9 protein-coding genes are annotated in these 14,459 nt (G+C 72.1%); 7 read left to right on the top strand and 2 right to left on the bottom strand.

All coding sequences use genetic code 11. The features are described 5' to 3' along the window. The first annotated feature begins 44 nt into the window (after nt 1-44). The 5 genes from ABZY20_RS22915 to hflX all read left to right on the top strand — a co-directional run bounded on the left by ABZY20_RS22915 (nt 45) and on the right by hflX (nt 7,236). Nucleotides 45-557 carry a hypothetical protein gene (locus ABZY20_RS22915; RefSeq protein ID WP_356443420.1) on the top strand — a complete coding sequence of 171 codons (513 nt, stop codon included), beginning with the start codon at nt 45-47 and terminating at the stop codon, nt 555-557. 50 nt (nt 558-607) lie between these two features. Further along, entirely contained in the window at nt 608-1,480 is an 873-nt protein-coding gene (dapF, locus tag ABZY20_RS22910; protein WP_356443378.1) for a diaminopimelate epimerase, read from the top strand. A gap of 271 nt (nt 1,481-1,751) precedes the next feature. Then, nucleotides 1,752-3,929: an HD domain-containing protein gene (locus tag ABZY20_RS22905; RefSeq protein ID WP_356443377.1), complete on the top strand. Its 2,178-nt coding sequence runs from the start codon at nt 1,752-1,754 to the stop codon at nt 3,927-3,929. Nucleotides 3,930-4,039: 110 nt separating this feature from the next. Further along, nucleotides 4,040-5,584: a M1 family metallopeptidase gene (locus tag ABZY20_RS22900; RefSeq protein ID WP_356443376.1), complete on the top strand. Its 1,545-nt coding sequence runs from the start codon at nt 4,040-4,042 to the stop codon at nt 5,582-5,584. A gap of 158 nt (nt 5,585-5,742) precedes the next feature. Next, a complete protein-coding gene (gene hflX, locus ABZY20_RS22895; protein WP_356443375.1) occupies nt 5,743-7,236 on the top strand; it encodes a GTPase HflX in 1,494 nt (497 codons plus the stop codon). A gap of 85 nt (nt 7,237-7,321) precedes the next feature. On the opposite strand, the gene ABZY20_RS22890 is transcribed toward hflX, so the two are convergent. Both ABZY20_RS22890 and ABZY20_RS22885 read right to left on the bottom strand, forming a co-directional pair. Continuing rightward, a complete protein-coding gene (locus tag ABZY20_RS22890) occupies nt 7,322-8,569 on the bottom strand; it encodes a hypothetical protein (protein WP_356443374.1) in 1,248 nt (415 codons plus the stop codon). 273 nt (nt 8,570-8,842) lie between these two features. Further along, entirely contained in the window at nt 8,843-10,078 is a 1,236-nt protein-coding gene (locus ABZY20_RS22885; protein ID WP_356443373.1) for a hypothetical protein, read from the bottom strand. Nucleotides 10,079-10,590: 512 nt separating this feature from the next. Between ABZY20_RS22885 and ABZY20_RS22880 the strand changes: the two genes are divergently transcribed. Then, nucleotides 10,591-12,114: an aminotransferase class III-fold pyridoxal phosphate-dependent enzyme gene (locus tag ABZY20_RS22880; RefSeq protein WP_356443419.1), complete on the top strand. Its 1,524-nt coding sequence runs from the start codon at nt 10,591-10,593 to the stop codon at nt 12,112-12,114. Nucleotides 12,115-12,860: 746 nt separating this feature from the next. Further along, on the top strand, nt 12,861-14,381 hold the full coding sequence (locus ABZY20_RS22875) for an IucA/IucC family protein (RefSeq protein WP_356443372.1): 1,521 nt from the start codon (nt 12,861-12,863) through the stop codon (nt 14,379-14,381). Nucleotides 14,382-14,459 lie beyond the last annotated feature (78 nt).

The following is a 14,459-nucleotide window of genomic DNA, read 5'->3' as shown; positions in this document are numbered from 1 at the left end:
CTTCGATCGACCGAGTTGAGTCCTAGTTGGGAGGGCGCGTGGCGATGGAGGCCGGCCCTCGCGACACCGCACGAAGCACCGATCACATCACCGCCGAGCGGGACGTGACGGGACACGACGACGGACCGGAGCAGGACACGGACCGCCTCAGCTCCGACGGGCCCGACGAGACGCCGGGTGTGACCGACGACGGCCCCGAGCCCGAGGAGATGTTCGCGGACGAGGTCGAGGTCGAGCTGCGCCCGCAGCGCCGGCTGCGCATCTGGCAGCTCGCGCCGATCGTGGCGCTCGCGGCGGTCGGCTCCCTGATGTTCGCCTTCCCGCTCGCCTTCGACTTCGGCGACAGCGGCGCCGTCATCGCCATGCTCGGGCTGCTGATCTGCTCGACCGCCGCGGGCTGGGGCATGATGGCCGCCCGCCGGGTCGGCCACACCTGGCCGGGGCTGCCGGCCAAGGGCTCGGGCCGCAGACCGGACTGGCGGGTCGTCCTCGGGTACGCCCTGGTCGTGACCGTCGTGGTGGTCCTTGCCGTGTGGCGCGTGGCGCGGCTGCGCTGATCGTCCGCACGGGCGCGCTCCCTGTCGTACCCACCCCGTACGATCGAGGAATGAGCACGCGGATCGCCTTCCTCAAGGGGCACGGCACCGAGAACGACTTCGTGATCGTCCCGGACCCCGAGAACGCCATCGACCTGCCCCCGGCCGCCGTCGCCGCCCTGTGCGACCGCCGCGCCGGCATCGGCGGCGACGGGCTGCTGCACGTGGTGCGGTCCGCCGCGCACCCGGAGGCGAAGGACATGGCGGCCGAGGCGGAGTGGTTCATGGACTACCGCAACGGCGACGGCTCCATCGCCGAGATGTGCGGCAACGGCGTGCGCGTCTTCGCGCGCTACCTCCAGCGCGCCGGGCACGTGACGGAAGGGGACCTGGCCGTCGCCACCCGGGGCGGCGTCAAGGCCGTCCACATCGCCAAGGGCGGTGAGGTCACCGTCGGCATGGGCAAAGCGCGGCTCCCCGAAGGAGACGTCACGGTGAGCGTCGGCGAGCGCAGCTGGCCCGCGCGGAACGTGAACATGGGCAACCCGCACGCGGTCGCCTTCGTCGACGACCTGGCGCAGGCCGGCGACCTGCTCACCCCGCCGCCCTTCAGCCCGGCCTCCGCCTACCCGGACGGCGTGAACGTCGAGTTCGTGGCCGACCGCGGCCCCCGGCACGTCGCGCTCCGTGTGCACGAGCGCGGCTCCGGCGAGACCCGCTCCTGCGGCACGGGCGCGTGCGCGGTCGCCGTGGCCGCCGCCCGCCGCGACGGCGCCGACCCGGCGGCCACCGGCACCCCGGTGACGTACACCGTGGACGTCCCCGGCGGCACGCTCGTGATCACCGAGCACCCCGACGGCGAGATCGAGATGACCGGCCCCGCCGTGATCGTGGCCGAGGGCGAGATCGACGCGGACTGGCTGGAGAGCGCCACGGCGGTGTGAGCCGGGCAGCCGCCCGGACGACCCGAAAACACCGGTGACAACCGGCCACTTGGCGGGAACACGACTGCTGAGGCCATGCTGCAAGGGGGTGCAAACCTCACATTCATCCCTCGAATGGGTGATCAGTTTCACGCTCGGCGAGAGGCGGTCAGCCAGGCGTGGTGGGCTCGATAGCATCAAGCACCGGCCCGGACGGGGGACCGAAGCCGCCCCCTGAGCCGTGTCCGCCCTGGGGCACCCCGTCCGCCGGTTGACGCAGCCGGAGGTGCCCATGAGTGCGGAGGCCACGAATCCCGTGACCCCAGGCCCGATGCCGGGCGCGGTGTCGGGACCGGTGACGCCGACAGCGCCGCGCAGAAAGGCCCGCCCCCGGATCGACCTGCGCCGCCTGGGCAGAGCCGCGCTGCTCGGCCCCGCCGCCCGCGACCGGCTGCCCGACGCCATCAGCCACGTCGTCGAGGCGCACCGCGCCCACCACCCCGACGCCGACCTCGAACCCCTGCGCCGTGCCTACGTCCTGGCCGAGTCCTCGCACCGCGGCCAGATGCGCAAGAGCGGCGAGCCGTACATCACCCACCCCCTCGCCGTGACCCTGATCCTCGCCGAACTCGGCGCCGAGACCACGACGTTGACCGCCTCCCTGCTGCACGACACCGTCGAGGACACGGACGTGACGCTGGACCAGGTGCGCGACCAGTTCGGCGAGGAGGTCCGCTACCTCGTCGACGGCGTCACCAAGCTGGAGAAGGTCGACTACGGCGCCGCAGCCGAGCCTGAGACCTTCCGCAAGATGCTCGTCGCCACCGGCAACGACGTCCGCGTCATGTCGATCAAACTCGCCGACCGGCTGCACAACATGCGCACCCTGGGCGTGATGCGCCGGGAGAAACAGGAGCGCATCGCGAAGGTGACACGTGACGTGCTCATCCCGCTCGCCGAACGCCTCGGCGTGCAGGCCCTCAAGACCGAACTGGAAGACCTGGTCTTCGCGATCCTGCACCCCGAGGAGCACGAGCGCACCAGGGAGTTGATCGCGCGCAACGCCGCCCGCCCCGACGACCCGCTCGCCGAGGTCGCCGACGAGATGCGCACGGTGCTGCGCGAGGCGGACATCCCGGCCGAAGTCCTCATCCGGCCCCGCCACTTCGTCTCCGTGCACCGCGTCTCCCGCAAACGCGGCCGGCTCCGCGGCTCCGACTTCGGCCGCCTGCTGGTCCTGGTGAACGAGGACGCCGACTGCTACGGCGTCCTGGGCGAACTGCACACCTGCATGAAGCCGGTGGTCTCGGAGTTCAAGGACTTCATCGCCGTACCGAAGTTCAACCTGTACCAGTCGCTGCACACGGCCGTGGCCCGTGAGGACGGCCAGGTCGTCGAGGTCCTCATCCGCACGCACCAGATGCACAAGGTCGCCGAGGCCGGAGTCGTCGCCCTCGGCAACCCGTACGCACCCGCCCCCGAGGACCCGGCCGACGGCGAGCGCGTCGACCCGACCCGCCCCGGCTGGCTCTCCCGGCTGCTGGACTGGCAGGAGGCGGCGCCCGACCCGGACCACTTCTGGTCGGTCCTGCGCGAGGACCTCGCCCAGGACCGCGAGATCACCGTCTTCCGTCCCGACGGCGGCACGCTCGGCCTGCCCGAGGGGGCGACCTGCGTCGACGCCGCCTACGCGCAGTACGGCGAGGACGCGCACGCCTGCATCGGGGCGCGCGTCAACGGCCGGCTGGCGACGCTGAGCACCGTCCTCAGGGACGGCGACACCGTGCAGCTCCTGATGGGCCAGGACCCGGCGTCCGAGCCCTCCCGCGAGTGGCTGGAGCACGCCCAGACGCCCGCCGCCCGCATCGCCATCCAGCGCTGGCTGGCCGCCCATCCGGCGCAGGCCGAGGCGCAGGGCAGCGAGACGCGGGACGCGACGGACCGGGCCGTTCCCCGGCCGGCCGTCGAGCCGTCCGCGTCCGACGGAGTCCCCGAGCAGCCCGCCGCCCGCACCGAGAGCGCCGACGTCCTCACCGACCTGCCGGGCGCGGCGGTCCGGCTGGCCCGCTGCTGCACGCCCGTACCGCCCGACGAGATCACCGGCTTCGCCGTACGCGGGGGCGCGGTCACCGTGCACCGCGTCGAGTGCGCCGCGGTGGCCCGGATGCAGGCCGGGGGGCGTGCGGAGATCGGCGTGCGCTGGGGGGACACCGCCGAGTGCCGGGTCACGCTGGTCGCCGAATCGTTCGTCCGTCCCCATCTGCTCGCCGACCTCACCGAGGCCATGGCCGTGGAAGGCGCGGAGATCGTCTCCGCGACCGTCGAGCCACCGACCCAGCAGCAGGTGCGGCACACGTACACCGTGCAGCTCCCGGACGCCGCCCACCTGCCCGCCCTCATGCGCGCCATGCGCAACGTGGCCGGGGTGTACGACGTGAGCCGCGCGCAGCCGCAGACGCAGGGCGGCTGAGCCGGCCGGCGGATCTCAGGCGGCACCCGGCGCAGACCCCGGTCCCCGGTTCGGGTGGGGCGGACGCGCGCCGTCCGCGCCCGGCAGGCGCGCGCTGATAGCCGTGAGGCATGCCCCACACGCCCCGCGTCCGCGCCCCCCGCGCCCGCTTCCGGCGGACCTCCGCCGCCCTGCTCGCCTCCGCCGTCTCCGTCTGCCTCGTCGCCGCGAGCGCCCCCGCCGTCCCGCTCGGCGTCGGCGACCGCCTCTTCCCGTACCTGGGCAACCCCGGCTACGACGTCGCCTCGTACGACCTCTCCTTCGTCTACTCCGGCGACAACAGCGAGCCCCTGCGGGCCGTCACCACCATCGACGCCTGGACCACCGAGGACCTGGACCGGATCAACCTGGACTTCGCCCACGGCACGGTCGAGTCGGTCGAGGTCGACGGCGACCCCGCCGCGTTCCGCACCGCCGGCGAGGACCTCGTGATCACGCCTGAGGACTCCGTGTCCGACGACAACTGGATGCGGATCACTGTCCGCCACACCAGCGACCCCGTGCCCGCCGAAGGCCGCGAGGGCGGCTGGGTGCGCACCGCGGACGGCCTCGCCATGGCCAACCAGGCCGACGCCGCCCACCTGGTCTTCCCGTGCAACGACCACCCCTCCGACAAGGCCGCGTTCACCGTCCGGGTCACGGCGCCCGACGGGCTGACCGCCGTCGCCAACGGCCTGCCCGCCGGTGTGGACCGGCACGGCGGCACGACCACCTGGACCTACCGCACCCGGCACCCCATGGCCACCGAACTCGCCCAGGTCTCCATCGGCCGCTCCACGGTGCTGCACCGCACCGGCCCGCACGGCCTGCCCGTACGCGACGTCGTCCCGACACGCCACCGCAAGGCCCTCGAACCCTGGCTGGAGAAGACCCCCGCCCAGATCGCGTGGATGGAGCGCAAGGTCGGCCGCTACCCCTTCGAGACGTACGGATTGCTCGTGGCCGACGCCACCACCGGCTTCGAACTGGAGACCCAGACGCTCTCCCTCTTCGAGCGGGAGCTGTTCACCGAGCCGGTCTACCCCGCGTGGTACGTCGAGTCGATCATGGTCCACGAGCTGGCCCACCAGTGGTTCGGCGACAGCGTCGGCCCCCGCACCTGGTCCGACCTGTGGCTCAACGAGGGCCACGCCACCTGGTACGAGGCGCTCTACGCCGAGGAGCACGCCGGCAAGCCGCTGCGCGACCGGATGAAGGCCGCCTACGCCGCCTCCGACCGCTGGCGCGCCGCGGGCGGGCCGCCCGCCGCGCCCAAGCCCCCCGAGCCCGGCCGCAAGACCGGCATCTTCCGGCCCAACGTCTACGACGGCGCCGCACTCGCCCTGTACGCCCTGCGCCAGGAGATCGGCCGCCCGGCCTTCGAGCGCCTGCAGCGGGCCTGGGTCGGCCGCTACCGGGACGCCACCGCCACGACCGGCGACTTCGTCCGCCTCGCCACCGAGATCTCCGGGCGCGACCTGGACGGCTTCTTCCAGGGCTGGCTCTACGGCGAGAAGACCCCGCCCATGCCGGGTCACCCGGACTGGAAGCCCCAGCCCCCCGCGAAACCGGCGGGCCCGGGGAAGGCCACAGGGCACGCGAAACCCGCGGGAGCCGCCGGGAGGGCCGCGCGATAACACAGTGACGAGACGCCCCGTGCCGTGCGACCATCTTCGGGTCGGCGCGGCACGCAGCGCCGGGGGAATCTCCCGGACGGCCCGTGCGTTGTGGACAGTGACGGAACAGCTCGCAGCGCTCCGCCGACCCACCGGTTTCCAGCTACGTTAAGGATCCAATGACCTCCTCTTCTTCCTTTTCCCAGGACACCCCGCGCTTCGCGCACAGCCACCCCGAGGGTCTTCGGGCCGATGCCCTGATGGAAGAGGACGTCGCCTGGAGCCACGAGATCGACGGAGAGCGGGACGGCGACCAGCTCGACCGCTCCGAGCGCGCGGCCCTGCGCCGTGTGGTGGGCCTCTCCACCGAGCTCGAGGACGTCACCGAGGTCGAGTACCGCCAGCTCCGTCTGGAGCGGGTCGTCCTCGTCGGCGTCTGGACCTCGGGAACCGTGCAGGACGCCGAGAACTCCCTCGCGGAGCTCGCCGCCCTCGCGGAGACGGCCGGCGCGCTGGTGCTCGACGGTGTCGTCCAGCGCCGCGACAAGCCCGACGCGGCCACCTACATCGGTTCCGGCAAGGCCGAGGAACTCCGGGACATCGTCCTGGACACGGGCGCGGACACCGTCATCTGCGACGGTGAGCTCAGCCCCGGCCAGCTCATCCACCTCGAGGACGTCGTCAAGGTCAAGGTCATCGACCGGACGGCCCTGATCCTGGACATCTTCGCCCAGCACGCCAAGTCCCGGGAGGGCAAGGCGCAGGTCGCGCTCGCGCAGATGCAGTACATGCTGCCGCGGCTGCGCGGCTGGGGTCAGTCGCTGTCCCGGCAGATGGGCGGCGGCAAGGGCGGCGGCCTCGCCACCCGCGGTCCCGGTGAGACCAAGATCGAGACGGACCGGCGGCGGATCCGCGAGAAGATGGCGAAGATGCGCCGGGAGATCGCGGACATGAAGACCGGCCGCGAGATCAAGCGCCAGGAGCGCAAGCGCCACAAGGTGCCGTCCGTGGCCATCGCGGGCTACACCAACGCCGGCAAGTCCTCGCTGCTCAACCGCCTCACGGGCGCGGGTGTGCTGGTGGAGAACGCCCTGTTCGCGACCCTCGACCCGACCGTGCGCCGGGCCGAGACCCCGAGCGGACGGCTGTACACGCTGGCCGACACCGTCGGCTTTGTACGTCATCTGCCGCATCACCTGGTCGAGGCGTTCCGTTCCACGATGGAGGAGGTCGGCGAGTCCGACCTGATCCTGCACGTGGTCGACGGTTCGCACCCGACCCCGGAGGAGCAGCTGGCCGCCGTGCGCGAGGTGATCAGGGACGTCGGCGCCACCGGCGTACCCGAGATCGTCGTGATCAACAAGGCCGACGCGGCCGACCCGCTGACCCTGCAGCGGCTGCTGCGCGTCGAGAAGCGGTCCATCGCCGTCTCGGCCCGCACCGGCCAGGGCATCGAGGAACTGCTCGCGCTCATCGACAGCGAGCTGCCGCGCCCGTCGGTCGAGATCGAGGCGCTCGTGCCGTACACGCACGGCAAGCTGGTCGCCCGTGCCCACGACGAGGGCGAGGTGATCTCCGAGGAGCACACCGCGGAGGGCACCCTGCTCAAGCTGCGGGTGCACGAGGAACTGGCGGCGGAACTCGCGCCGTACGTCCCGGCTCCGGCGCTCTGAGCCCCGGCCCGCAGCCGAACCCGGAACACAAACGGAAGGCCCGCTCCCTGTCCGCAGGGAGCGGGCCTTCCGCTTGTGTTTCCGGTCAGCGTCCGCCGTACGTCTCGCTCATGTTCCGGTAGAGCGCCTCGGCGTCCGGGCCCAGCTGCGGACCCGCCAGCCAGGTGTTGTCGGTCGGGCCGATCGAGGTGTTGGAGACCAGCACCGACTTGCCGTTCAGCACCCGGAACCAGCCGCCTCCGGACGACCCGCCGGTCATGTCGCAGCCGATGCGGTACATCGTCGGCAGGGACGGGCTGAGCGAGAACCGGCCGGGGACGTCCACGCACTTGAACATCTTCAGGCCGTTGTAGGGCGGCGCAGCCGGATAGCCCCAGGCGCCCATCTTCGCGGCCTCCGCGGCGGACGGGGCGGAGAAGTCCACGTCGAGCGCGGCCCCGACCGTCTCCTCCAGCGACTTCGCGCCCCGCTCCGGCTTCACGTGCAGCACCGAGTAGTCGTACGCGGCACCGTCACCGCCGCTCTCCGAACCGCCCTGGATCCACTGGTTCGAGGTCGAAGCCCAGTCCGCCCACCAGTTGCCGTACGGGGCGACCTCCGCCGGGTCCGCGTCGCCCAGCTCCGCCTCGGACCTGCCGAGGTCGTTGTAGGCCGGGACGAACACGATGTTGCGGTACCAGCCGCCGTCGCCGCCGGCGTGCACACAGTGGCCCGCCGTCCACACCAGGTTGGACTTGCCCGGGTGGTTGACATCCTTGATCACCGTGCCCGAGCAGACCGCCGGGCCGTCGGGGGAGTCGAAGAAGACCTTGCCGACCGGCGCCGCGTTCTCGTGGTACGGCGTCTTCTCGGCCTGTGCCCGCACGGGCGCCGGTTCCGGGTCGCTGACGCCCTGGCCGGCCGAGGCGTCCTTCGTCGTGACCGTCTTGTTCGCCTCCTCGGCGGACCGCATCCGCTCCGGCTTCCAGAGCCCGTCGATCACCGGGTTGACGAAGTCCTTGGCGTCACTGAGCCACTTGTCCTTGTCCCAGTCCTTCCAGCCGCCGTTCCTCCACGTGTCGACGTCGATGCCGTGCTCTTTGAGCTTGCCGGCGATGTCGGCCGGGATCCGGACCTTGCCGCCGTCCGCGCCTCCCGATCCGGCGGCCCGGGAGGCGGTGGCGTCGGGCTTGTCGCTCGCCGAGTCCGCCGAGCCGCCGCAGGCGGTCGCGGTCAGCGCCAGGACGGCGACGACACCGGTGGCGGCGAGAACGGTGCGCCGCCCGCGCCTCGGTGCGGGCGTGCGATGTGGTGCGGGCTTGCGACTTGGTGTGGGCGTACCTGTGGAACGCATGCTGCGATGACCCCCGTGGTGCGTACGAGTTGGTGCGTGGGAGGGACCGGAAGGACTGCGACTACGACTGCGACGGTCGCGCAGGGGTGCCGTGCCGGTGGCTCGGAGTCCGGCCGCCCTTGCGCGACACCCCACTATGCCTTCGGAGTTGAGGGCGTACCGGGGTGGGGCGGTGAAGCTTCGCGTGAGTCCTGGGACCAGCGCCGAAGCACTCCACCCCACCCCCGGCGGGACTTACCGCCCCGAGACTTAGCGCACTTACTGCCCCGGGACTTACCGCCCCGCGAACTTCTTGCTGACCGAGTCGTAGACGCCCTTGGCCTCGTCGCCCAGGCGCGGTCCGGCCAGCCAGCCCGACGTCACCGGGCCGATCGAGGTGTTGGAGACCAGCGCGGGCTTGCCGTCCGAGCCCGTCCCGACCCAGCCGCCGCCCGACGAACCGCCGGTCATGGTGCAACCGATGCGGTACATCGTCGGGTCCGACGCGGTGACCGACAGCCGTCCCGGCCGGTCCTGGCACTTGTACAGCTTCTGCCCGTCGTACGGGGGCGCGGCCGGGTAGCCGATCGCCGTGAGGCTCTCGACCTTCGGCACGGCGGGAGCCTTGAAGTCGACCGGCAGCGCCGAACCGACCGTCTCCTCCAGCGACTTGCCCTCGTTGCCCTTCTCCGGCGTCACATGGATGACCGCGAAGTCGTACGGCGCGCCGTCTCCGCCCGTCGAACCGCCCTGCTCGATCCACTGGTCCGAGGTCTGCGCCCAGTCGCCCCACCAGACGCCGTACGGGGCGACATCCTCGCGGGTGGCGTTCTGCAGCGCCTCGACCGGCTTGCCGTCGTCGTTGTACGACGGCACGAAGGCGATGTTGCGGTACCAGCCGCCCTTCTTGCCCGCGTGCACGCAGTGGCCCGCCGTCCACACCAGGTTCGACTTGCCCGGGTTGGCCGGGTCCTTCACCACCGTCGCCGAGCAGACGGCCGAGCCCTTGGGGGAGTCGAAGAACACCTTCCCGGCCGTGGGCGCATTCGCGTGGTACGACGGCGGAACGGCCTGCGCCCGGACCGGCACGGGCGTCGGATCGGTCACGCCCTGGTCACCGTCGAGGTCGCTGTCGTCCACGCCCTGGTCGGGTTCCTCGGCCTCCCGCATGCGGTCCGGGTTCCAGAGCCCTTCGATGATCGGGTTGACGTACTCGTGGGCCTCGCGCAGCCAGTCGTCCCGGTCCCAGTTCTTCCAGGCGCCGTTCTTCCATTTGTCGATGTCGATCCCGTGCTCGCGGAGCCGGTCCCGGATGTCGTCCGGGATCCTCAGCTTGCCGTCGTCGGAGGCGGACGCCGAGGCTGCGGCGGACGCGGAGGCCTCGCCGTTCGCCTCGGCGCCGCCCGACTCGCAGGCGGTGGTGGTCAGCGCGAGCGCCGAGGTGAGGGCGACGGCGGCCAGCACGGGGGAGTTCCTGCGGCCCGCCCTCCTCCCCCGGCGAGTGGTGGACAACGGCCGTATGGATCGCATGATCTGACTCCCCCTGATGGTGACGTACATGGACGAACCGGTGCTCCCCGGTCGCGGCCCCTGTTGCTGCGCGTGGAGCCGGCCGGCACCTCACGGCGTCCGGGAACGGCACCACACACTATGCGGTGCCTGTGGGCGGGGTCCGACGGAACAGCAACAGTTCCGTCACGGAAAGGATCTTGAGGCAACCCGTAACCCCGTGAGCGATCGGGGGTTGGTAGCGGTGGGGGTCCTGCTGTCCGTGTGCGGTCCTCCGTGCCCGTGCCCAGGAGGAGGACAGGAAGAGCGTGGCGGAATCCACCCTCGGGGGTCGTGCGTCAGAGGAGGCCGCTGTGGGGCGTGCGTCGGTGAACCTTCCTCGTTCGCGTACCGCTGGTGCCGTCGGTGCCGTCGGTGCCGTCGGTGATGCTGGTCGCGCTGGGGTGCCGGGGGCGGGCGGCACTGGGCCGGGAGTCGTGGACGGTCCATCGGGAGTCCGCGAGTCGGGGGGCCTGGGCCGTGAGTCGAGGAGCCTGGGCCGTGAGGCAGGGAGCCTGGGCCGTGAGTCGGGGGCGCGCGGCCCCTGTGAGGAGGTTCTGCGTCGGCAGTCCTCGCGTGAACCCGCCGCCCGGACCTACGCCCGATCCCTGCCGATCGTGCCGGTGCGGGCGAGAGGGCTGACCATCGAGGGAGCGGACGGCCGCCGCTACCTGGACTGCCTCTCGGGCGCCGGTGCCCTCGCCCTCGGGCACAACCACCCCGTCGTCCTGGAAGCCGTCCGCAAGGTCCTCGACTCCGGCGCGCCCCTGAACGCCCTCGACCTGGCGACACCCGTCAAGGACGCCTTCCTCACCGAGCTGTTCCGGACCCTGCCACCAGGGCTCGCCGGCCGGGCCCGGGTGCGGTTCTGCGGACCGACGGGCAGCGACGCGGTGGAGACCGCGTACGGCCTCGTCCGCGCGGCGACCGGTCGGACCGGCATCATCACGTTCGCCGGCGCCGGTCACGGCAGGATCACCCGGTCCCCGGACACGTCCTCGCACGTCTGCGACGCGGAGGCCGCCTTCGACGCGAAGGCCACCTGTCCGCCCCGCTCACCCGATTTCCGCTGTCCTTTCGGTGTCAGCGGTGAGCAGGGGACTGAACCCGCCACCCGCTGGACCGAGTCCGTCCTCGACGCCGCCACGTCCGGGGTGCCGCTCCCGGCCGGGTTGATCGTCGAGCCCGTGCAGGGCGAAGGCGGGGTGATCCCCGCACCGGACGGCTGGCTCCGGCGCATGCGGCACCTCACGGCCGCCCGCTCCGTCCCACTGATCGCCGACGAGATCCAGACGGGCGTCGGACGCACCGGCACCTTCTGGGCCGTGGAGCACAGCGACGTCACTCCCGACGTGATGGTCCTCTCCGAGGCCATCGGCGGCAGCCTGCCCCTGGCCCTCGTCGTCTACCGCGACGACCTCCACACCGGGGGACCGAGCCCTCAGACCGGCCCCTTCCGCGGCAACCAGCTCGCCATGGCCGCCGGTACGGCGACTCTCGCCCACGTCCGCGAGAACCGCCTCGCCGAACGCGCGGCAGCCCTCGGCGCACGCATGCTGGGTCAGCTCAAGCGCCTGGCGGCGGAGTTCCCGTGCGTGGGCGAGGCGCGAGGGCGGGGGCTGATGATCGGGGTCGAACTGGTGGACCCGGACGGCGATGAGCCGGCCGCGGAGCCGGAGACGGAGCCGTGCCCAACGGGGACCGGGCTGACACCAGGATCCGCGTGGGACGGCGAAGCGGCGCCGCCGGTGGTGCCGGACAGCGTGCGGGGGCGGGGGAGCGCGGGTCGCCTTCGCCCCGGCGCCCGTGCCCTGGCCTCCGCAGTCCAACGCGAGTGCCTGCGACGGGGACTCATCGTGGGGCTCGGCGGCCGCCACGGAAGTGTCGTACGGCTGCTGCCGCCGCTGACGATCACCGACGAGCAGGCGACCGCCGTGCTGGACCGCCTGGCCGACGCGGTCCGAGCAGTGGCCGCTGGGTGCCCTGGGGGCACGGCAGTGGTGCGGTCCGCGCGATGACGTGTGACGCAGTGATGGTCTCGGGTGACGGGGTGACGGGGTGATGGCGGGGTGATGGTCTCGGGCGTGCGGCTTTGCAGCGTGGGTTGCCCCGCGACGAGTGCGCAGACCTCGGCAGCGGACGCTTCCTTAACCGCGCCGAGGACGCTTCCTCGGCTCACCCACCCCGCTCGCACCCCCCTGAACCACCGCACGAGGTACCTGTCTTGCACGCCATCCCCCCACCCGACAGCCACGCGACGACAGGGAAAGGAGGCCTCGTCGACGACCGCGCGTATGGGGAGCCGGGGACGAGATCGGCAGTACCCCGGCAAGATCGCGAAGCGACGGCGCAGTCGGCCCTGGGGCAGGGCACCGATCCCGCCCCCGATCTCCTGACTCACCCCGACGCGCACGTCGCAGCCCAGGCCGCGGCCGTGGAGACCCTGCTGCGCTGCTGGGTGCGAGAGACCGACCAGCCCGCCCCGACCGACGGCACCCTCCGCATCCCCCTTCCCGCCAGCGGCACGGCCCTCCTCGCCCCGGTCCGCTACTGGTCCCCGACAGGCATGCACCGCTTCGACCTCCCACGCCTGGCCGACGCACCAGAGCACGCTCCACCCGCCGACGCCGTCACTGTCGCCGCCCTCCTGTCCAGGGAAGACCCGGCAGTGGGTCGCAGCTCCGCCTCCGGACGCTGTTCCGGTACCGGTACCGGAACAGCGTCCGGAGGCGGAACCGGGGCAGGTCCCCGCCTCGTCGCAGACGTGGCCGACTCCTTGCACCGCATCACCACGTTCATCAGCCACCGGCGGGAACACCCCACCGCCTCACCCGACCTCTTTCTCGCCGCCGAACAGGCACTGGTCCTCGGGCACCCCCTCCACCCGACCCCGAAGAGCCGCGAGGGCCTGACCGAGGCCGAAGCGCGTCTGTACTCACCCGAGACACTCGGTTCCTTCCCGCTGCACTGGATGGCTGTCGCACCCTCCCTTCTCGCCACCGACTCCTCATGGACCGAACGAGGCCGCCCGGTACCCGCACCCCGCCTGGCCGCCCGCCTGGCCGGCCCGGGCCTGCCGCTGCCCGACAGCTACGCCCTGCTGCCGCTCCACCCCTGGCAGGCACGCGAGGTCCGGCACCGCCCCGACACCGCTGCCCTGCTGGCTGGCGGACTGCTCCGTGAACTCGGCCCTCACGGCACTCCTTGGCACCCCACCTCCTCCGTACGCACCGTCCACCGGTCAGGCGCCCCGGCGATGCTCAAACTGTCGCTGGGCCTGCGCATCACCAACTCCCGTCGCGAGAACCTCCGTAAGGAACTCCATCGCGGCGTCGAGGTCCACCGCCTCCTCCGCACTGGTCTCGCGCGGCAGTGGCAGGCCGCGCACCCGGATTTCGACATCGTCCGTGACCCGGCCTGGCTCGCCGTCGACGGACCCGACGGGGAGCCGGTGCCAGGGCTGGACGTCGTGATCCGCCACAATCCGTTCAGCCCCACCGACGATGTCTCCTGCGTCGCGGGCCTCGTCTCGCTGTGTCCGGGCCTGGGCCCGAGTCCGGGGTCAGACAGAGGCAGAGGCAGGACGAGAGGCAGAGGCACAGGCCCGGGCACACCGGCCCTGCTGGAAATGGTCCCGGACCGCTCCTGGACGCACGGTCCCGTTCCGCGCTCCCGACTTGCCCAAGTCGTCACCCGCCTCGCCCAGCGGACCGGCCGGCCGCGTGCAGCCGTTGCCGCCGAGTGGTTCCTGCGCTACCTCGAACACGTCGTACGTCCCGTGTTGTGGCTGGACGGCGAGGCAGGCGTGGCCCTGGAGGCGCACCAGCAGAACACCCTGCTCCTGCTGGACACCGACGGCTGGCCCAGGGGCGGCCGCTACCGCGACAACCAGGGCTACTACTTCCGCGAGTCCCGGCGTGCGGACCTCGACGCCCGGCTGCCCGGTATCGGAGAGCGCAGCGACACGTTCGTCTGCGACGACGTCACCGACGAGCGCCTCCTCTACTACCTGGCGGTCAACAACGTGTTCGGTCTGATCGGGGCGTTCGGCTCCCAAGAGCTCGCGGACGAACGGCTGCTGCTCGCCGCCTTCCGCCGCTTTCTGGGAACTCTCGCCTCCGGCCCGTCCCGGATGCGCACCTCCCTGCCTGCCCAGCTGCTCGACTCACCCGTCCTGCGCTGCAAGGCCAACCTGCTGACTCGACTGCACGGCCTCGACGAACTGGTCGGCCCGGTCGAGACGCAGTCCGTCTACGTCACCATCGCCAACCCCCTGCACGCCTGACCACCTGACCGTCCTCGCTCCCAACCGACCTCCTTCATCCCTGAGGACATGCCCCATCCCCCTTCCTGAGAGGAGCGT

This window comes from Streptomyces sp. NPDC006624 (assembly GCF_040611555.1).
Taxonomy (GTDB): Bacteria; Actinomycetota; Actinomycetes; order Streptomycetales; family Streptomycetaceae; genus Streptomyces.
The sequence above is the reverse complement of the archived record's forward strand: the minus strand, read 5'-3'. Positions and strand labels throughout refer to the sequence as shown.

What these genes read in the sequence shown, in the direction of transcription:
- hflX (WP_356443375.1), top strand. Translation starts at nt 5,743, where the DNA reads ATGACCTCCTCTTCTTCCTTTTCCCAGGACACCCCGCGCTTCGCGCAC.
- ABZY20_RS22890 (WP_356443374.1), bottom strand. Translation starts at nt 8,569, where the DNA reads ATGCGTTCCACAGGTACGCCCACACCAAGTCGCAAGCCCGCACCACAT.
- ABZY20_RS22900 (WP_356443376.1), top strand. Translation starts at nt 4,040, where the DNA reads ATGCCCCACACGCCCCGCGTCCGCGCCCCCCGCGCCCGCTTCCGGCGG.
- dapF (WP_356443378.1), top strand. Translation starts at nt 608, where the DNA reads ATGAGCACGCGGATCGCCTTCCTCAAGGGGCACGGCACCGAGAACGAC.
- ABZY20_RS22915 (WP_356443420.1), top strand. Translation starts at nt 45, where the DNA reads ATGGAGGCCGGCCCTCGCGACACCGCACGAAGCACCGATCACATCACC.
- ABZY20_RS22905 (WP_356443377.1), top strand. Translation starts at nt 1,752, where the DNA reads ATGAGTGCGGAGGCCACGAATCCCGTGACCCCAGGCCCGATGCCGGGC.
- ABZY20_RS22885 (WP_356443373.1), bottom strand. Translation starts at nt 10,078, where the DNA reads ATGCGATCCATACGGCCGTTGTCCACCACTCGCCGGGGGAGGAGGGCG.